We start from the raw sequence: 19,519 nt of genomic DNA on the forward strand, positions 1-19,519 counted from the left end.
TCATGCTACATTTTCGATAGGGAACAAATAAGGGAGGAATTTTAAATGGAAGAAACAGCAAATAGTGGGTTGGTCAAGGGCTTTCGCTTGATTTGGGCGATCGTGAAGTTGAATTTGTTTTTCGTTGTATTGACATTGGCAGGTGGCGGAATCTTAGGGATCGGTCCAGCGTTTCATACCATTAGTACCTTGATCCACGAAGACGGTTTAAATTATGAGCATCAAAGCTTTCGCAGCGCATGGCGCATTTGGCGCAGCGTCTTTGTCAAAGCCAATAAACAGTTTTATCTTTTCTTCCTACTGACAGGTTTCTTAGTGTATAACTTGTATTTAGCTACCCAGATCCAAGGCTTGATTTGGCTGATGATCTCTTTTGTTTTAGTTGTCGTCAGCGGATTGAGTATCTTATTGTACTTACTAAGTGTGGTTTTTGACACATCCTATGAGATTTCCTTGTGGAATAACCTGAAATTGTCCTTCGTGTGTCTGTTTCTTCATATGGCGACCTTTCTAAAATTGTTAGTGGGGATTGCCAGTATTTTCGCTTTTACTTGGATGATGAAAGGGCTCTTGCTCTTTGGAACCTTCAGTCTATTGATTTTGTGGTGCCACGTGGCGATTAGTCAGGAAAAAACCGTCATTGATCGGGACTTGGCACATGACTAAGCAGCGCTTTCGTTTGTTTAAACATGACTTTTTGATCAATCAGTTGATGCAGTTGTATAGCGTCCTTTTGGTGATCATCTCGATTATTATCATGCTGGTTCTGACGGCATATACTGGGGCAGACCGCTTCAATAGCAGCGAACGCCTCGTGGAAGCTACCAGTATGCAGTTGGATGCATACGTGCAGGATCAAAACGCGGTCGTCTCAACGGTATTAGGCGAATTTACCAGTTCGGATACTGCTTTTGAATCGCTGCGCAATTATTTACAGCTTTCATTGCCAGACTATTTTTCCTATAGTAATGATATTTTTCGCCAGACGGGACAAAGTGTGTATTTGCCAAATATCCTCTATCGCTTGATCCGTAATCATCCTAGTATCGAAGAGATCATTATTCAACTGGATGAAAGCAATGAGACACTAGTGGCAACCCTAGATACCCCTTATGGAGAAAAACGCAACGGCAAGCAGATCGATTTGAAAAATCGTCTGTTTTTTGTTCGTTCGATCGCCCAACCAAGTAATTATGCGCAACCGTTAGGGCAAGTCTACGTGATTTTTCACTCAGACGATGTCTTAGCCAATCGACAAGAAGACAACCAAGCGCATGGTATTAACAGTTTTTTGTATACCTCCAATGGGCAGCGGCTATACAAGGATGCCGCGAACCTTAGCAAGCAGACCTTAGCGAAAATTGATCAGGCGGTGGCTCATGGAACTATTCACGACACTCTGTCGAAAGACTTTTATATCAAAAAACAAACAACCGTCAGCGGAGAGTTGTCACTGGTCTTGTTGTCAAAAGGTGTGATCTGGCGGGATATTTTTTCTAGCGCCATTTGGATCTTTAGCTTTGGGATTGGGATTCTCTTATTGGTTCTATGGGTGCTCCATCGGACCTTCAAGCGCTATACCTCGCAAGTACAACAGATCGTTTATGCGACGAAAGAAGTCAGTCAAGGGAATTTTGATAAGCGGATCGATACCGCCAATGTCCAACAAGAGCTGAAAGAAATCGCAGAAGCCATCAATCAAATGACTTACAGTATCAACGAGTATATCAAAGACATCTACACGTTAGAGATCAAGCAGCGAGACGCCGATATGCGGGCGCTGCAAGCACAGATCAATCCGCATTTTCTGTATAACACGTTAGAATACATTCGAATGTATGCCTTGAGTCGCAACCAAGAAGAGCTGGCGGATGTCGTCTATGCCTTTTCGGCACTGCTACGGAACAATACGACGCAAGAAAAGACGAAGACCTTAAAAGAAGAAATCGATTTTTGTGAAAAATATGTCTACTTGTTTCAGATGCGCTACCCAGATAAGATCGCCTATCATGTAACCATCGATTCAGCATTAGAACAGTTGGAATTGCCGAAGTTCACGCTGCAGCCGCTTGTCGAAAACTATTTTGTTCACGGCATCGATTATCAGCGCAACGATAACGCCATCAGTATCAAGGCTTATAAAGAAGCCGATCAGATCGTGATTGAGGTCAAAGACAACGGCAAAGGCGCAGATGCACAGCAGTTGGCGATGATCCAAGAAGAACTGCAAAATCAGGAGATCGGAGCCCAAACCTCGATCGGGATCAAAAATGTTCACGAACGGTTGCGGGGCATGTTCAACGGCGCCTATCAAATGGACGTTACGTCTCAGGCAGGTGCTGGGTTTACGGTCAAGATCCGCTTAGATGAGAAACGTTTGCAAAGGGGGCATGAGACAGATGTATAAAGCAATGTTCGTTGATGATGAATACATGATCTTGCAGGGGCTGCAAATGATCTTGCCTTGGCAAGAACTGGGCTTTGAAGTGGTGCATACAGCGAAAAGTGCTAGTGAAGCCCTCGAGTACTTGCAAGAGCATTCTGTTGATTTGCTGATCACGGATATTCGGATGCCAGAAATGAACGGCATCGATATGATCCGCCAAGCACAAGCGTATGGGAATCGATTTTTCTCGATCATTCTATCAGGCTATCAGGAGTTTGCCTTTGTCAAACAAGGCATGGCGTTAGGTGTGCGTAATTATCTCGTCAAACCTGTTAACAAAGAAGAACTACGCAGCAGTGTACAAGCGATTGCAGCTGAGTTAGAGGAGCAGCAAAAACTGTTGGCAGAAAAAGAACTGTACCAAGAATCAAGCCTGCTGCTTTGGTTGAATGATGAATTGAACGAAAGCGAGTACCTCCATTTGCTGGCGCAACAGCGGGTGCCACTAGCAGCACCCTTTACCGTTTTGCAGTTCAATGGGACTGCTGAGATCTTACAAAAAATCACGACGTTTTTTCAGCAACACGATCAGCCGTTGATCTTACCAGGGCGATTAGATGAAAACCAAGTGATCATTACTGCTGCTGGACCAAGGCAGCAAATCAACGCTGACCTAAAAGCACTGGCACAGCAGCTCAGTAGTACAGACTGGCAGTTGATCATGAGCGAAACCATCAACGAGTGGGAGAATTTGTATAAAGCCTATGAAAAAATCAAACAGGTTCAGTCACTGCAAGCCTTCTACCCAGATCTGTTCTTACAAGAACAGACGATCCACGTGGATATTTTAGAGCGAAACGAAGAACTCCCGTTTCTGTCTTTTAACAAAGCACTGACCATCGGGGATGTCAAAACGATCCAACATGAGCTGGATAAAATGTTCGCTATTTTGGAACAAACCCAAGCAGACCCTGAGCATGTTCGCTATGTTTCGTTCTTGTTGTTCAATGATATTTATCGGCAGCTACCAGTACTTTCTCATGAAAACCATGAACAAATTTTGGCACGGATTCGTGAGTCTAATACACTGGCAGATTTGCGGCAGCTCTTTGATGATGTGCTGGAGCTGGCGAAATCGCAGCCGCCGCAAAAACGCTATTCGGAGATCGTTCAAAAGACGATCCAACTGATCGAAGAAGGCTATACCCATGATTTGACGGTCAAATCAGCGGCAGAAGAACTGCATGTCAGCGTCGTTTATTTGGGGCAGCTCTTTAAGAAAGAAACGGAAATGAGCTTTAATCAGTACGTCAATCTGGTGCGGATCAAGCAAGCCCAGCAGCTGTTGCTTCATTCGAAAGCCACGATCAGTGAGATCGGCGATCGTATTGGTTACAACAATACCAACTATTTTTCCAAAATGTTTAAGAAATTGAATGGTCTGACCCCCAAAGAGTTTCGCGATACCTATGAACAGCATTATGAATCCCTTGATTGAATTTAGATTTCTTCAAAAAAATTCTCGTTTTTGTGATTAAATGATAGTAATTGTGACGCTTTCACGGTAAACTAAGAGAGGAAAAATAAAGAAGAGAGCGTGATGTTGTGAAAGAAACCAAAAAATTTGCACAAGTTTTGATAGGTACCGGGCTGATTGCGTTGGCCATTTCCTTATTGATCACCGCCCATCAAGGTTATGATACGATCAGTACGTTTTTACTAGGAATTTTGAATTTTGTTGATGTCCCTTTTTGGATTGCCAGTTTGTGTTTTAATATTATTGTTTTGTTGATCGTTGCAGTCTTTGATCGTGCCGAATTAGGCATTGGCAGTTTTATCAACGGGATCGGCTTAGGCCTGTTGATCGGGATCTTTGAACCAGTGATGGACAAAGTATCGATTCATTTGCCTTTTTATCCTTGGATCGCTATTTTCGCAGCACCGATCTTATTTGGGATCGGCGCTGGTATCTACGTTTCTTCCAACAAAGGATCAGCGGCGTTAGAAGCCTTGACTGCCTTGATCTACAAACGAAGCAAATTGACGCAAAAAACGATCCGTATCGGCTTGGATGCAGCCATGGTCTTGATCGGTTTTGCGTTAGGCGCCAGTGTTGGGTTAGGTACTCTCTTGTGTATCGTCTTTATTGGCCCAATCTTTGAAGCCACCATGAAAACCATCGCTGCTCGGAAGAAAAACGCCTAGCCTTGAAAATAAGTCGGAAAAAGCTGTCCTTACAGACAGCTTTTTTGCTGCTTCCATTTAAGGGAATTATCTGAAGGAAGAAAAATCCTGATTTCCTTAAGATTCTCTGGGTAAAAAAAGTGTTTTCTCCATGGTTAGTGTCTTATTGGACTTGGTATACTGATAAGACGAGTAAAGGAGAAGTGAAAATGAAAAGTTATCGTTCGACGATTGCGGCTTGCTTTGTAGGGTACATCGTTCAAGCCGTCATCAATAATTTTGCCCCCTTATTATTTTTGACCTTTCAAAGCCAATACCAGCTACCGATCAGCCAGATTACTTTGCTGGTTAGTTTTAACTTTTTGACCCAGTTAGCCGTCGATTTTGCAGCAATCTTTTTTGTAGACCGCATCGGCTATCGAGTGTCGATCGTAGCCGCGCATTTTTTTGCAGCGATCGGCTTGATTGGTCTAGCCGTTTTTCCCTTATGGCTTCCGACCCCGTTTAGCGGATTGTTAGCAGCGGTTTTGTTGTATGCCATTGGCGGTGGCTTGCTGGAAGTCTTAGTCAGTCCCATCGTTGAAGCCTGTCCAACGGAACATAAGGAAAAAACGATGAGCATGCTGCACTCGTTTTATTGCTGGGGGTACGTGGGGGTCGTTTTGTTCTCAACGGCGTTCTTCATGGTGTTCGGTATTCAACAGTGGCCGATTTTGGCGATCATCTGGGCGCTGATCCCGTTGGTCAATTTGTTTTTCTTTACCAAAGTCCCGCTGGCGCCAATCGTTGCCGAAGGAGAACGAGGGTTGACCACTCGGCAGCTCTTTTCCTTGAAAAGCTTTTGGCTGTTTCTGGTGATGATGGTCTGTGCTGGAGCCAGCGAACAAGCAGTCAGCCAATGGGCATCGACCTTTGCCGAACAGGGCTTAGGCGTTAGCAAGACGCTAGGCGATTTAGCAGGGCCAATGGTATTTGCCTTGATGATGGGGATCTCCCGCTTGCTTTACGGCAAGTTCGGGGAACGCATCGATTTGAAACGCTTTATGTTTTTGAGTGTTTTGCTTTGCCTATTGGCGTATATGATGATCGGCTTTGCTTCATTGCCATTGATCGGGTTCCTTGGCTGCGGCTTAAGCGGTTTTGCCGTAGGGATCATGTGGCCAGGGGTCTTTAGTCTTTCTGCGCAGTACATTCGCAACGGCGGAACGGCGCTATTTGCTTATTTGGCATTAGCAGGAGATTTAGGGTGTTCAATCGGACCCGCTGTGGTCGGCAGTATCGTCGAATGGACGGGACAACAGCTGCAGGTTGGGATTCTAGGGGCGATCGTTTTCCCGATCATCTTGCTGGCAGGAATTTATTTGGTTCAACAAATGCACAAAAAACGACAGCTTCCGTTGCTGGTTTTTCAAGAATCCACAAAAGAATAAAAAAATTTTGGAGCAAATGCCGTCTTTTCATGGTATTTGCTTTTTGTTTTCTGAAATTCCTCTAGTCAAGATAGTTTCTATCCGCTATACTTTGACTTATTCATTTAAAAAGGAAGTGATGTTGTGAAAAGTCAATTGAAAAAAGAAATCAGTTTTTTTGGGGCATTATCGACAGTAATGGGAACGGTGATCGGCGCCGGCGTGTTTTTCAAAGCAGCGGCTGTGGTCCAGCAGACCCAATCCACCGGTTTGACCTTGTTGGTTTGGCTGCTTGCCGGCTTTCTAACGATTTGCGGCGGTTTGACGGTGGCGGAGTTAGCGACGGCGATTCCTGAGACTGGCGGACCCATTCGATATATTGAAAGAATCTATGGAAAATTACCCTCCTTTTTATTAGGCTGGGCACAAAGTATCATTTACTTTCCAGCGAACGTGGCGGCTTTAAGTATTATTTTTGCGACCCAGTGTTTGAACTTATTTCATCTACCCAGCAATTATTTGCTTCCTTTATCGATTTTGACCGGAACGAGTGTGACCTTGATCAATCTTTTGGGAACAAAAGCCGCTGCTCAAGTCCAGTCCGTCACGTTAGCAGTCAAGCTGATCCCGATTGCGGTGATCATCGTGGCAGGTCTGTTGACACCAGGGCAAGTATCGGTCTCATTGGTGGATTTTTCTTCCAATACTCAAGGATCGCTTGCAGCTGGTATCAGTAGTGCCCTCTTAGCAACCCTTTTTGCTTATGACGGTTGGATGGGAGTCGGTAATGTCGCTGGGGAAATGAAGCGACCTGAAAAAGATTTACCAAAAGCCATCATCTTTGGGTTGAGTTTTGTTACCTTGGTGTACGTGTTGATCAATGTTGCCTTTTTAAAAACATTGCCGATCGATCAAATCGCTGGTAATTTGAACAGTGCCTCAGAAACTGCGATGGCCTTGTTTGGCAGCTTTGGCGGAAAACTGGTCACGATCGGTATCCTGATCTCTGTGTATGGCGCATTGAACGGCTATACAATGACTGGTTTACGAGTTCCTTATGCCATGGCATTGGAAGATGAGATTCCTTTCAGCAAGACCTTTGCCACCTTAAGTAAAACCACCAATGCACCTTATGCGGCGGCCTTTTTACAATTAGGGATCGCGTGTATCATGATGCTTTTAGGCACCTTTGATCTCTTGACCGATATGCTGGTTTTTGTTATGTGGTTCTTTAGTGTATTATTATTTGTAGGAGTTTTTCGTTTGCGAAAAACAGAACCGCAGATGAAGCGTCCGTATAAAGTTCCCTTCTATCCAATCATTCCCTTGATTGCGATCTTAGGCGGCTGTTTTATCTTGATCATGACCTTGATCACTGACACGTGGTTAGCAGTCGTGGGAATCGGCGTGACGTTACTAGGAATTCCCGTTTTTTATGGAAAAGCAAAAGGAAAAGCGAGAGGAGCGAAAGAATGAAGATCGTTGTACTTGATGGCTATGCGTTGAATCCAGGAGATTTGTCTTGGCAAGGGTTTGAAGAATTAGGAGAGGTGACGGTGTATGATCGTACCTCGTATACAGATAAACAAGAAATTATTGAGCGAATCGGCGATGCCGAAGCAATTTTGACAAATAAAACGCCGATCACCGCAGATGTGCTCAAAGCATGTCCGCAATTGACCTACATTGGGGTCTTGGCAACTGGATACAATGTCGTTGATCTGGCAGCAGCGAAGGAACAGGGAATCACCGTGACCAATATTCCTAGCTACAGTACCAATGCAGTGGCACAAGCGACCTTTGCTTTGCTGCTGGAAGTGACGAATCAAGTGGGACACCATAATCGTTCCGTACATCAGGGCGACTGGCAAACCAGCAAAGATTTTTCTTATTGGCAGACACCATTGATGGAATTGGCAGGCAAAACGATTGGGCTGATTGGATATGGTGCAATTGCTCAAGCAGTTGCCACGATCGCTCATGCGTTTCAGTTGAAGGTGATCTACTTTAATCATCGACCAAAACCAGCACAAGCGGATTGGGCAAAACAAGTTTCGCTGGCGGAATTGTATCAAGAAGCAGATATCATCAGCCTTCATGTTCCGCAGTTTCCTGAGACAGAAAAAATGATCGATCGCACAGCATTGGCACAAATGAAATCTTCTGCGATCCTGATCAATACCGCCCGTGGCGGCTTGATCGATGAAGCGGCAGTTGCTGAAGCGCTGCAAACAGGGCAGATCGCAGCCTTGGCGGCAGATGTCGTTTCAAAAGAACCGATCGCAGCTGACAATCCCTTATTACAGGCGCCAAATTGCTATTTGACACCGCATATCGCTTGGGCACCCGTCGAAACGCGGCGTCGTTTGATGGGGATTGCTGTGGCGAACTTAAGCGGCTTTAAAGCAGGTACACCGCAAAATGTCGTGTAAGCAAAACGAGCAAGTAAAAGGACTTTGACAAAACAGGCGACTAGCAAAGCAGTTAGTCTCGCCGACACAGTAACCATTTCGACCAGTCATCCAGCCTCACAAGGTGATCGGTCGTAGGACTGGGGATTTGTCTAAGTCTTTTTTTGCTGAAAATGAAAGGAGACGATCTTGAAAAAGTATTATTATCTAGCGGCCTTTGTTAGCGTGCTGGTCTTGAGCTGGCTGATCCAAACCCAAAGCAGCCGCTTTTATGCACAGCCGATCATAGAAGTACAAACGGTTCAAGTCACCTCCGACCAGCAGCAGATCCAAGGGATCGTTCGTAACGGAGAAGAAGCTGGGGTACTACGGACAGTCACTACGCAATACACCCCCAACGGTGCGATTCATCCATTGTATCAGACCGGACAACAGCTGCTTTTGCAAAAAGAAGGGGATGGCTGGCAGGTACAAGCACAAAAACGGGATGGGTATCTCTTTTTCTTCCTTGCCTTATTTTTGATGGCAGTAGTCGCAATTGGTGGCAAAAAGGGCTTGCGGGCTTTACTTAGTATCTTTGTGAATACTGGCTTGCTGCTCCTTTTTCTTTGGTTTCACAAAGGCAACAGCTCCTTTTCATTGGTCTTTTTGATGATCGTTTTTACGATCGGCTCGTTGGTTTTGACGATGGGGATTTCCTATGGCTTTCGTACGATCGACAGCCGTAAAATCATTGCCTCGTTAGCCAGCGTCCTCTTGGCGTTTTTTCTCTGTCGGTTCGCCATGGATCTTTTGCAAGATCATGGGTTGCGCTATGAAGAAATGTCGTTTCTGACCCGTCCGTATCGCAGTGTCTATCTAGGGAGTCTGCTGATTGGCGCGATTGGTGCCAGCATGGACAATATTGTCATGCTGATTGCCAGTCTAGATGAGATCCAGCGCATCAATCCCCAGACTAGCCGCAAGGAACGATTAGCGATCGGTCGGTCCATCGCGCAAGATACGACTTCTTCGATGATCAATGTCTTGTTGTTTGCTTATTTAAGTGGGAGTATGCCAGCGCTATTGTTTTACCTAGCAAATGGCTGGCTGCTGTCGCAAGCATTGCCGATGCATCTTTCTTTAGAAATAGTGCGTACATTATGCGGCGGCTTTGCGCTGGTTTTATCGGTACCGTTGACGCTCCTTTGCTTTGAACTACAAAGGAGGAAAGCAAAATGAATGTTTTGTTTGTGTTGAGCTTGCTTTTTCTCTTGCTGACCTTCGCTGTTTTTCGGATCGAAGGGCTGTTTCAAGTCACTGGTCTGTTTATGAATGTGGCTGTCTTTCTAGCGCTGCTGGTCCTGATTGACCGAGGGACACCGATTTTACCAGCGGCTTGTGTTGCCTTTTTAACCGTGGCGGCGATCACCTTGTTTTTCGTGAACGGCGTCAATCAGAAAACCAAAATTGCCTTTGTCTGTGTGTTGGTCTTTCTAGGGATTTTTCTACTACTATTTCCGCTTGTGCTCTCTGCAATGAATCTGCATGGGTTTTCGGCAGAGGAACTGGATGAGTTGGCGATGTATTCCTTTGATGTAGCCATCGATTTTAAGACATTGATGACTGCGATCATTTTGATGAGTTTTTCGGGGGCGGTGGCAGATGGGAGTATGGCGATCAGCACTGCGACCTATGAACTTTTTCAAGCAAACCCGCCAGTCTCGATCAAGGCATTAAGTAAAAGTAGTATGACCGTGGTATCAGACGTATTGTCTTCAACGATCAATACCTTATTGTTTGCCTTTATGGGAAGTAATCTGGCGTTGATTGCGTGGTTTCAAGATTTGTCGATCTCCTTTGGTGAAATGATCAATTCGAAGGCGTTCGTCTCAGAATTGGTCGTTTGTTTGATCACGGGTCTGGCAGCGGTGATTATTTTACCCATCACCGCATGGGCAGCAAGTTGGTATTTTTTGAAAAGAAACCGAATGGAATAGGAAGGAGCGCAACCACCATGGAACCACTAATTGAAACTAAGCGATTAGTCCTGCGAGAAATGAGTCATGACGATCGAACAGCAATTGAAAAGATTTTGCAAGATCCAGAAGTTATGATTGCCTATGAAGGACCCTTCAGTGAGCAAGAAGTCACTGGTTGGATCGACAAACAGCTGCAACGCTATCAAAACGATCACATTGGCTTGTGGCTAGTGATTGAGAAAGCATCCGGGCAAGCGATCGGTCAATGCGGGTTGACATGGCAAGACGTCAAGGGAGAAGCCGTTTTAGAAATTGGGTACTTGTTTCAAAAGAACTCCTGGCATCATGGGTTTGCCACAGAAGCCGCCCAGGCTTGTAAAGACTATGCGTTTGCAACGCTGAATGCCGCCAGTGTTTATTCGATCATTCGTGAGACCAATCAAGCCTCCATAAATGTGGCATTGCGCAATGGAATGAAGCTGGTGGATCGCTTTGTCAAACACTATCGGCAAGTGGACATGCCGCATCTTGTGTATGCTGTGGCGAAAGAGATGTGAAAAACGAAAGAGTGCTTTTTTCGATTTAGACAATAAAACGCCCTTAGAAAGTTAGCTTTTTCTAACTTTCTAGGGGCGTTTTTTATGCTTGCGTAAAGCTTTTTCGTTCGATGAGTTCAGCCCCTAAAAGGACTGTTTTGGTGATCGCTCGAGGATGAACGATCTGATCCACCAATAAATCGATCGCGGTTTTGGCGATTTCCTCCACATCAATTTTAAAGGTTGTTAGAGGGGGAGCCACAAATTTTGCGATCTCATTGTCGTTGATACTGATTAATTCCAAGCGATCAGGAATGATGATGGATCGTTCGTTTAACGCTTGGAGCACACCAACTGCGATGGTGTCAGAAGCCACAAAGAGCGCCTCTGGCAAATTGTCACCAAGGGATTCCACCATTTTTTTCGCCAAACGATAGCCGGTTTCAACGGAAAAATTGCCACCACTAAATAAGAACGCCTCATCGAGCGCATCTCGACGAGCCAGCGTTTGACGGAAGATGACCTCGCGACTATCCATTTCTGCACGTTGGGTATCAGGATTTAGATAAGCACCACCAATAAAGCCGATCTTTCGGTATCCTTTTGTTAAAAATAGATCGATCGCCAGTTGCGTCATTCGATCAGTATCAGGTTTGACCGTATCGAACAACTCTGGACAGGGGTTGATTTCCAAAAGGACGCCATAGGGGCAAACGGATTTGAACTGCTGCGTTTCTTTCTCAGTGAAAGAGCCAATCCCAATAAATCCGGCGACTTCTTGCAGTGTTTCTAAAACATCATCTTCATGGGTGATCAGTTGAATTTCCAAATTGTTGATTTTCGCATATTTTTCTAAAGAGATACGCAATTGTCGAAAATAGACATCTTGCAGCTCTTCTTGTTCTGTCAGCCAGAAAAGGACGGCGATTTTTTCTAGTGTTGTTTTTATTTTTGAGCGATCATAACCTAGTGATAAAGCGGTATGAATAATTTTTTGACGCGTATCGGCAGCGATCGACAACGATTCGTCGCCTTTCAATAATCGGGAAACAGTCGCTTGTGAAAAGCCTGATTGCTCGGCAATTTTTTTTATTGTAACCAATCTTCTTCACCTCTTTCTTCTAGTATACGCTAACAACTTTACCAAGTAAATGAATTTACTAAATATATTTACTCAATAGTGAAAGTTTAGAGCGTGGTGGTATTTTGAAAAATTATTTTTGAGATAAACCTTGATTTTATCCGTTTATTTACCCCGTTGAAGAAATTAATTTAGTAAAACTATTTACATATTAAGTAAAATAATTTATTATAAACAAGAAGATAGCGTTTGCAAAATAAAGAAAAGGTGGAGAAATGATGATGAAAAAAATGTCTCGAGTTCTTTTTTTAAGTGTAGCAGCTTTAGGATTAGGTGCTTGCGGTCCACAAAGTGAAGGGACAGATAGTACTGCAGCAAATAGTGGCAGCAATAAGGACTATGATCTATTGGTCTGGGAAGACCAAGCAAAATCAGTTGGGATTGAAGAGGCAGTCAAACAATTTGAAGAAGAACACGATGTGACGATCAAAGTGGTCGAAAAAGCCTATGGTGGACAGATCGAAGATTTACGATTGGATGGACCCGCTGGTACAGGTGCGGATGTCATCACGATTCCTGGCGATCAAATCGGTACAGCCGTTACCGAAGGTTTGTTGAAAGAATTAACAGTCGATCAAACGCTACAAGAGCTGTATACAGAATCAGCAATGCAATCGCAAATCGTTGACGGCAAAGTCTACGGCTTACCAAAAGCGGTTGAAACACAAATTTTGTATTATAACAAAGAACTAATTTCCGAAGATGACTTGCCACAGACAACGGATGAGTGGCTGGAGTATTCCAAGTCTGTTTTAGGTGCTGACAGTTATGGGTTACTGGCATTATGGGATCAAATTTATTACGCACAAGGTGTATTGAGCGGTTATGGCGGTTATGTTTTTGGCGAGAATGCCGATGGATCCTATGACCCTGAAGATATTGGATTAGCTAATGAAGGCGCGATCGAAGGGGCAGACTATATCCAACAGTTTTATGATGCAGGTGTTTTTCCATCGGGATTGGTCGGTGAACAAGGAATCAATGTGTTGGACTCTTTATTTACGGAAGGAAAAGCTGCCGCTGTCATCTCGGGACCATGGAACTTGTCTCCTTATAAAGAAGCGGGCATCGACTATGGTGTGAAAGAATTGCCATTATTAGGCAATGGTGAACATATGGGTTCCTTTATCGGTGTCAAAAGCTACAACGTAAGTAGCTATTCCCAAAACCCTGAATTAGCTGAAGCGTTCGTCAAATTTATCAGCAATGAGGAAAATTCAAAAGTTCGTTATGAAAAAACACAGGAAGTACCAGCGGTTGCTTCATTGGCAGATGATCCAGCAGTTCAAGAAAGTGAAAGTGCTGCAGCCATTGCCGCTCAGTCCCAACACGCAGAACTAACGCCTGGGATCACTGAAATGAATTCAGTATGGGAACCAATGGATGCCGCATTGCAAACCATTGCTACTGGAAAGGCTGAACCGAAAACAGCTTTACCACAAGCAGTCGAACAGATCAAATCAGCCATTGCGGCAATTCAAAACTAGAAAGTCGTCTCAAGGACAAACGTTTCGGAGGTCATTCATCACTAGGAATCAAGTAAGGCCGAACGAAACGTTTGTCAGCGGCTTTTTCTTACAGGGGGCGAAAATGTGAAAAACACGCAGTCGTATGCAAAACGAGCAATGCTATTCTCGATCATACCAGGATTCGGTCAATTTTATAATCGGCAAAAAATCAAAGGCGCTTTATTTTTCTTCTTTTTTGCTATGTATCTTGTCGTCTTTAAAGATTTATTTAATATGGGACTTTGGGGCATCGTGACATTAGGCGTGGAAGTGCCGAGAGACAATTCCATCTTTTTATTAGCAGAAGGATTAGTTGCCTTGATCGTCATCGGTTTTGGTCTGTTGTTCTATTATTTAAACATCCGTGATGCCTATAAAAACGGTGAATTAAGAGACAATGAGCTACCAGTCAACTCTATCCGTGAAAGCTACCAGGCACTATTAAGAGAAGGCTATCCTTATTTAATGAGTAGCCCAGCATTTTTCTTACTCGTGTTTTCTGTTATTTTTCCGATTCTCTTTAGTATCGCGTTAGCTTTTACGAACTATGATCTGTATCATTCTGCACCTGCCAATTTAGCAGATTGGGTGGGATTAGAGACCTTTAAGAAGATTTTTACTGTCGATATTTGGCGTAGTACCTTCTTCAATGTTCTGGGCTGGACAGTTATCTGGACCTTGATCGCCTCAACGTTACAAGTTTCTATCGGAATATTTTTAGCGGTGCTGGTGCATCAAAAAGAATTACGACTCAAAAAGTTCTTTCGAACGATTTTGATCCTCCCATGGGCAGTTCCGGGATTTGTTACGATTTTGGTGTTTTCAGGAATGTTCAATGATTCCTTTGGTGCGATCAATCATTCGATTTTGAATTTCTTCCAGATTTCACCGATTCCTTGGCTAACGAGTGCGAATTGGACCCGCTTAGCTTTGCTACTGATTCAAGGCTGGCTAGGCTTTCCGTATATTTTTATCGTGACTACAGGAACGCTGCAATCCATTCCTGATGATTTGTATGAGGCGGCGACCATCGATGGTGCTTCAGCTTTACAAAAATTCCGCCGAATCACATTGCCATTATTGCTTTATGCAATGGCACCGATTTTGATTACGCAATATACGTTTAACTTCAACAATTTCAATATCATTTATCTGTTTAATTCTGGTGGACCAGCAGTTCCTGGTTCGACCGCTGGTGGTACCGATATTTTGGTTTCGTGGATCTATAAGCTAACGATGCAAAATAGTCAATATGCACTGGCAGCAGCGTTGACGATTCTCTTATCGATCGTCGTGATCGCGATTGCTTTATGGCAATTCCGCCGAACAAATTCATTCAAGGAGGTTGGATAAGATATGAAGGCAGCAAGTATGAAGAAACAAAAATTTGTCCGCCTATCCTTGACGTATCTCGTACTGATTTTTACGGTAGTAGTGATCGTCTACCCTTTACTTTGGACGATCGGTGCTAGTTTTAATCCTGGGAACAGTTTAGTAAGTACGAGTTTGATTCCGACGAGTCCGACATTAAGTCACTACACGAAATTATTTGCTGGTGACAACTCGCTTTATTATAGTCAATGGTATTTGAATTCATTAAAAATCAGTGTATGCACCATGTTCTTGTCACTGATTTTTGTCTCCATGACGGCGTATTCCTTTTCACGATTTCGTTTTACAGGCCGTAAAAATGGGTTGATGCTGTTCTTACTACTACAAATGATCCCGCAGTTCTCTGCCTTGATCGCAATTTTTGTATTGGCGCAAATGCTCGGCTTGATCAATAGCCATTGGTTGCTGATCTTGATTTACGTTGGGGGCCAGATTCCCATGAACACGTACTTATTGAAAGGGTATTTTGACTCGATCCCGTTAGATTTAGACGAGAGTGCCAAGATAGATGGCGCAAGCAATACGCGAATATTCTGGCAAATTTTGATTCCTTTATCACGACCCATGCTGGCAGTCGTTGCCATGAATGGCTTTACTGGACCACTTGGAGACTTTGCCCTGTCTTCTGTGATTTTACGTAATCCTGAGTACTATACATTACCCATCGGGTTATACAAATTAGTCACGGATAAAATGGGAGCCAGCTATACAACTTTTGCGGCAGGGGCTATTTTGATCAGTATTCCGATCGCGCTCGTCTTTATTGCATTACAAAAACATTTTGTCTCCGGTTTGACCGCTGGTGGCACAAAAGGATAGGAAGAGAAGATGACAAGATATAACTTAGAAGAACGCTTTTTACATGGTGGGGATTATAATCCTGACCAGTGGCTAAATTATCCCGAGATCTTAGCTAAAGATTTAGAACTAATGGAAAAAGCTCATGCTAATACATTTTCCCTTGGTATTTTTGCTTGGAGTGCCTTAGAGCCAGCAGAAGGGGTGTTTCAATTTGAATGGTTAGACAAAATCATGGATGAGCTCGCCGAACGAAACAGCAACGTCATTTTAGCGACGCCAAGCGGCGCGCGTCCTGCCTGGTTGTCTAAAGCATACCCTGAAGTTCTACGAACCAATGAAAAACGGGAAAAAATGTTACACGGCGGGCGTCACAATCACTGCTTTTCTTCACCAATCTATCGTGAGAAAGTGGCGATCATCAATCGGAAATTAGCTGAACGCTACCACGATCACCCAGCACTATTGATGTGGCATATTTCCAATGAGTATTCTGGAGATTGTCATTGTCCCATTTGCCAAGAAAACTTTCGTCAGTGGGTCAAGCAGAAGTACCAAACATTAGCAGCCTTGAATGAGGCCTGGTGGGGACCTTTCTGGAGCCATACGATCACCGATTGGTCGCAAATCGAATCTCCTTCACCGATCGGCGAAATGCAAGTTCATGGACTAAATCTAGACTGGCATCGTTTTGTGACCGATCAGACCATTGATTTCTATGAACATGAGATCAAAGACATTCGTCGTTTGTCTCCAGATGTACCGATCACAACGAATTTCATGGCAGATACCCGAGATTTGATTCCCTTTTATAGCCTTGATTATGGAAAATTTGCCCAGCATGTAGATGTCATTAGTTGGGATTGTTATCCTGCTTGGCATAATGATTGGGGAACGACCGCTGATTTGGCAAGTAAGGTTGGGTTTATCAATGATCAGTACCGTAGCTTGAAAAAGCAACCCTTTTTGATCATGGAATCAACCCCTAGTGGTGTGAATTGGCATCCAGTCAATCGCACGAAACGCCCCGGGATGCATCTGTTGTCTTCTATGCAATTTATTGCTCACGGTTCAGATAGTAATCTTTATTTCCAATGGCGAAAATCTCGAGGCTCATCTGAGAAGTTCCATGGGGCCGTCGTGGACCATGACAACGACGAACAGAATCGTGTTTTTCAAGATGTAGTAGAAGTGGGAAAAGCCTTAGAAGAAATCAAAGAAATCAAAGGATTGCACAAAAAAGCCAAAGTGGCGATCATCTATGATTGGGATAACAATTGGGCGCTCAATGATGCGCAAGGTTTTGGTTTGGAGAGCAAACGCTACCCACAAACGTTGCAAGAGCATTATCGCTATTTTTGGAATCATGACATCGCGGTTGATGTCATCACGAAAGACCATGACTTTGATTCTTACCAATTGATCATCGCTCCGATGCTTTACCTTTTACCAAAAGAAACTATGAAAAAGTTTCAACAGTATACGAAAAATGGCGGGACGCTGGTTTCCACTTATTTGACGGGGATCGTGAATGAAACGGACTTGACCTATTTAGGGGGCTGGCCCCAAGAGTTAGAAGAACTGTTTGGTGTGTCTGTGAAAGAAATCGATACGTTATATCCGAAACAAAAAAATCTGCTTTTAATGAAGGAGCAGCAGTACCAAATTCATGATTATTGTAGTGTTGTTCAAACAAACACTGCCCAAACGTTAGGGGTCTACGGTGCTGATTTTTATCAAGGTCAAGCTGCAGTGACCGCAAATGATTATGGTGAAGGAAGTGCCTACTATCTTGGGGGACGGACGGATCAAGCCTTTTTGGAAGACTTCTATCAAGAAGTAACACAACAGCTTCGCATACAAAATGAGTGGGTCCGTCAAGGTTCAACGAACGTGTCGATCCAAAGTAGAGAAAGTCAGCAAGAGCAGCTCGCTCCGACCACCTATTATTTTGTGATGAATTTTTCCGAAGAAAATCAAGAAGTAGAGGTAGCAACTTCAGGAATCGATTTGCTTACTGGAAAAACGACAAACCAAAAGCTTCAGTTGGCGCCTTATGAGGTGCAGATTATCAAAGTGACAGCACCAGATCAATAAAGACTATTGTGTCAATTATATGAAAAAAGAAGTACTTACGTTGATGAAAAAAAACGTAAGTACTTCTTTTTTATAGAGAGTGTTTTAATTTTCTTGTGCAAATTCGGCAGCTTTTGTTCCTGCTTGGCGTCCGAAGATGATGATATCGGCAACGGCATTACCGCCAATTCGGTTTTCACCATGCAACCCACCAGTTACTTCACCGGCTGCAAAAAGACCTGGAATGATCTCGTTATCCGTAGCGATCACTTCTGTGTTGGTGTTGATCTTCACACCGCCCATCGTGTGGTGGATACCAGGAGCGATGGCAATGGCATAGTAAGGTCCTGTTGACAAATCGTTGTCCATTGCTGTGCTGCGTCCAAAGGCTTCGTCTTCACCAGCAGCTACACTGCTGTTCCACGTAGCGATCGTTTCAGCAAGCGCTGCTTCTGGCATGTCCAATTCTTTTGCTAATTCTTCGATCGTGTCAGCGGATTTGACTAACCCTTGTTGCTCGTAAAAATCAATGGCTGTCACGCGTTCTTTGACACCTGCATCAAAAACTAACGTTGCTGATTTTTCAGGTGGGGCAATGATCGCTTCAGAGACTTTGTCTCGTGTTTCCATTTCATTGAAGAACCGTTCGCCTTCTTGATTGACCAAGATCGCGCCTTCTCCACGGACAGCTTCAGTGATCAACAGTGATTTAGACTGATCCACTGTTGGGTGGATTTGGATTTGCTCTAAATCAACCGTTTGTCCACCTAATGCTTCGATCATTTTGATCCCATCACCAGTCGAACCCTCTTGGTTCGTTGTCACGTAGTCTGCCAATTCTGGTTTGTATTCGGTGATCATGTCGAAATTGGCACCGAAACCGCCTGTTGTAACGACAACTGCTTTGGCATCAATGGTTTGTTCGGTTCCTTCTACTTCAACGGTCACCCCGTTGACTTGACCATCTTCTTCATTGATTTCTTTGACATCGGCATTCACAAAAATTGGGATTTCCAATTCATGGATGTTGCGCATCAAGCCATCAACTAAGTATTCCCCAACAGCAGAACCATCCGATGGACGGTGCGTCCTTTTTTCACTCATCCCGCCAGTCGTTGTTAAGTTGTCTAAAGTGATACCCATGGAATCTAACCAATCGATTGCTTCTGCTGAATGATCCACAAAGTAGCGCAACAATTCTTCATCATTGGTGTTGTGACCACCAGCTAATGTTTCTTCATAAAATAAATCGTTTGAATCTTCGATGCCTTCTGCTTCTTGGAATTTGGTTTCTGAAGCGTTCATTCCTGCAGAAGATTTCAATGTATTCCCACCAGAAATTGGCATTTTTTCTAAAATAACTGGGTTTGCGCCAGCTTCTTTTGCTTGGATCGCAGCGGCCATTCCAGCGCCACCTGCACCGACGATCACGACATCGTAGCTGTCTGCAAGTTCGCTAGGGTCTGTGTATTCTTGACCAGATGCAGCAGAAGTTGCATCTGTTTCTTCATTAGCAGATGAACCAGTATTTGAGCTGCTGCTTGTTTGTGAATCAGCGCCACAAGCACTCAAAGTTGCTAACGAGGTTAGGACTAATAGTGTTTGGAAAATTTTCTTCATTGTTTTTATTCCTCCTAAAACTTTTTCCAAATCAAAGACTAACATAGTTGTCATGTTATTTTTAGCTTTTGTTCGAAAAATCACATAATAATTAGAA

The 19,519-nt window shown here is 43.8% G+C and carries 16 protein-coding genes; 14 read left to right on the forward strand and 2 right to left on the reverse strand.

Annotated elements, in window-relative coordinates; all coding sequences use genetic code 11:
• Window positions 1-45: 45 nt before the first annotated feature.
• The 10 genes from IGJ25_RS06310 to IGJ25_RS06355 all read left to right on the forward strand — a co-directional run bounded on the left by IGJ25_RS06310 (window position 46) and on the right by IGJ25_RS06355 (window position 10,908).
• Window positions 46-666 carry a DUF624 domain-containing protein gene (locus IGJ25_RS06310; RefSeq protein WP_074535016.1) on the forward strand — a complete coding sequence of 207 codons (621 nt, stop codon included), beginning with the start codon at window positions 46-48 and terminating at the stop codon, window positions 664-666.
• Window positions 659-2,407: a sensor histidine kinase gene (locus IGJ25_RS06315; RefSeq protein WP_413118809.1), complete on the forward strand. Its 1,749-nt coding sequence runs from the start codon at window positions 659-661 to the stop codon at window positions 2,405-2,407. The genes IGJ25_RS06310 and IGJ25_RS06315 overlap by 8 nt, the downstream gene beginning before the upstream one ends.
• Window positions 2,400-3,884 (forward strand): response regulator transcription factor, encoded by a 1,485-nt coding sequence (locus IGJ25_RS06320; RefSeq protein ID WP_225000967.1) that lies wholly within the window; start codon window positions 2,400-2,402, stop codon window positions 3,882-3,884. The genes IGJ25_RS06315 and IGJ25_RS06320 overlap by 8 nt, the downstream gene beginning before the upstream one ends.
• A 107-nt stretch (window positions 3,885-3,991) precedes the next feature.
• Window positions 3,992-4,591 (forward strand): YczE/YyaS/YitT family protein, encoded by a 600-nt coding sequence (locus tag IGJ25_RS06325; RefSeq protein WP_005225521.1) that lies wholly within the window; start codon window positions 3,992-3,994, stop codon window positions 4,589-4,591.
• A 188-nt stretch (window positions 4,592-4,779) separates the two neighbouring features.
• Window positions 4,780-6,000 (forward strand): MFS transporter, encoded by a 1,221-nt coding sequence (locus tag IGJ25_RS06330; protein WP_438779168.1) that lies wholly within the window; start codon window positions 4,780-4,782, stop codon window positions 5,998-6,000.
• A 123-nt stretch (window positions 6,001-6,123) separates the two neighbouring features.
• Entirely contained in the window at window positions 6,124-7,455 is a 1,332-nt protein-coding gene (locus tag IGJ25_RS06335; protein ID WP_010747783.1) for an APC family permease, read from the forward strand.
• Window positions 7,452-8,411: a D-2-hydroxyacid dehydrogenase gene (locus tag IGJ25_RS06340; protein WP_015509314.1), complete on the forward strand. Its 960-nt coding sequence runs from the start codon at window positions 7,452-7,454 to the stop codon at window positions 8,409-8,411. The genes IGJ25_RS06335 and IGJ25_RS06340 overlap by 4 nt, the downstream gene beginning before the upstream one ends.
• Before the next feature lie 168 nt (window positions 8,412-8,579).
• Window positions 8,580-9,611 (forward strand): YibE/F family protein, encoded by a 1,032-nt coding sequence (locus tag IGJ25_RS06345; RefSeq protein WP_225000965.1) that lies wholly within the window; start codon window positions 8,580-8,582, stop codon window positions 9,609-9,611.
• Window positions 9,608-10,369: a YibE/F family protein gene (locus IGJ25_RS06350; RefSeq protein ID WP_438779169.1), complete on the forward strand. Its 762-nt coding sequence runs from the start codon at window positions 9,608-9,610 to the stop codon at window positions 10,367-10,369. Before IGJ25_RS06345 ends, IGJ25_RS06350 begins: the two co-directional genes overlap by 4 nt.
• A 17-nt stretch (window positions 10,370-10,386) precedes the next feature.
• On the forward strand, window positions 10,387-10,908 hold the full coding sequence (locus IGJ25_RS06355; RefSeq protein ID WP_438779170.1) for a GNAT family N-acetyltransferase: 522 nt from the start codon (window positions 10,387-10,389) through the stop codon (window positions 10,906-10,908).
• An 82-nt stretch (window positions 10,909-10,990) separates the two neighbouring features.
• Here the strand turns inward: IGJ25_RS06355 and IGJ25_RS06360 are convergent, their stop codons facing one another.
• On the reverse strand, window positions 10,991-11,989 hold the full coding sequence (locus IGJ25_RS06360; RefSeq protein ID WP_081116594.1) for a LacI family DNA-binding transcriptional regulator: 999 nt from the start codon (window positions 11,987-11,989) through the stop codon (window positions 10,991-10,993).
• Window positions 11,990-12,243: 254 nt separating this feature from the next.
• Here IGJ25_RS06360 and IGJ25_RS06365 point away from each other — a divergent pair, with 254 nt between their 5' ends.
• The 4 genes from IGJ25_RS06365 to IGJ25_RS06380 all read left to right on the forward strand — a co-directional run bounded on the left by IGJ25_RS06365 (window position 12,244) and on the right by IGJ25_RS06380 (window position 17,823).
• The gene (locus IGJ25_RS06365) at window positions 12,244-13,515 is read left to right on the forward strand and encodes an extracellular solute-binding protein (RefSeq protein WP_225000964.1); all 1,272 of its coding nucleotides are present in this window, start codon (window positions 12,244-12,246) and stop codon (window positions 13,513-13,515) included.
• Between the two features lie 138 nt (window positions 13,516-13,653).
• The gene (locus IGJ25_RS06370) at window positions 13,654-14,889 is read left to right on the forward strand and encodes a carbohydrate ABC transporter permease (protein WP_016608233.1); all 1,236 of its coding nucleotides are present in this window, start codon (window positions 13,654-13,656) and stop codon (window positions 14,887-14,889) included.
• A 3-nt stretch (window positions 14,890-14,892) separates the two neighbouring features.
• Window positions 14,893-15,747, forward strand: a complete 855-nt coding sequence (locus IGJ25_RS06375) for a sugar ABC transporter permease (RefSeq protein WP_010747791.1) — start codon at window positions 14,893-14,895, stop codon at window positions 15,745-15,747.
• 9 nt (window positions 15,748-15,756) lie between these two features.
• The gene (locus tag IGJ25_RS06380) at window positions 15,757-17,823 is read left to right on the forward strand and encodes a beta-galactosidase (protein WP_225000963.1); all 2,067 of its coding nucleotides are present in this window, start codon (window positions 15,757-15,759) and stop codon (window positions 17,821-17,823) included.
• 84 nt (window positions 17,824-17,907) lie between these two features.
• Here IGJ25_RS06380 and IGJ25_RS06385 read toward each other — a convergent pair whose 3' ends face one another.
• On the reverse strand, window positions 17,908-19,422 hold the full coding sequence (locus IGJ25_RS06385; protein ID WP_438779171.1) for a flavocytochrome c: 1,515 nt from the start codon (window positions 19,420-19,422) through the stop codon (window positions 17,908-17,910).
• Window positions 19,423-19,519 lie beyond the last annotated feature (97 nt).

This window comes from Enterococcus sp. DIV0240d (assembly GCF_051711245.1).
Taxonomy (GTDB): Bacteria; Bacillota; Bacilli; order Lactobacillales; family Enterococcaceae; genus Enterococcus_D; species Enterococcus_D casseliflavus.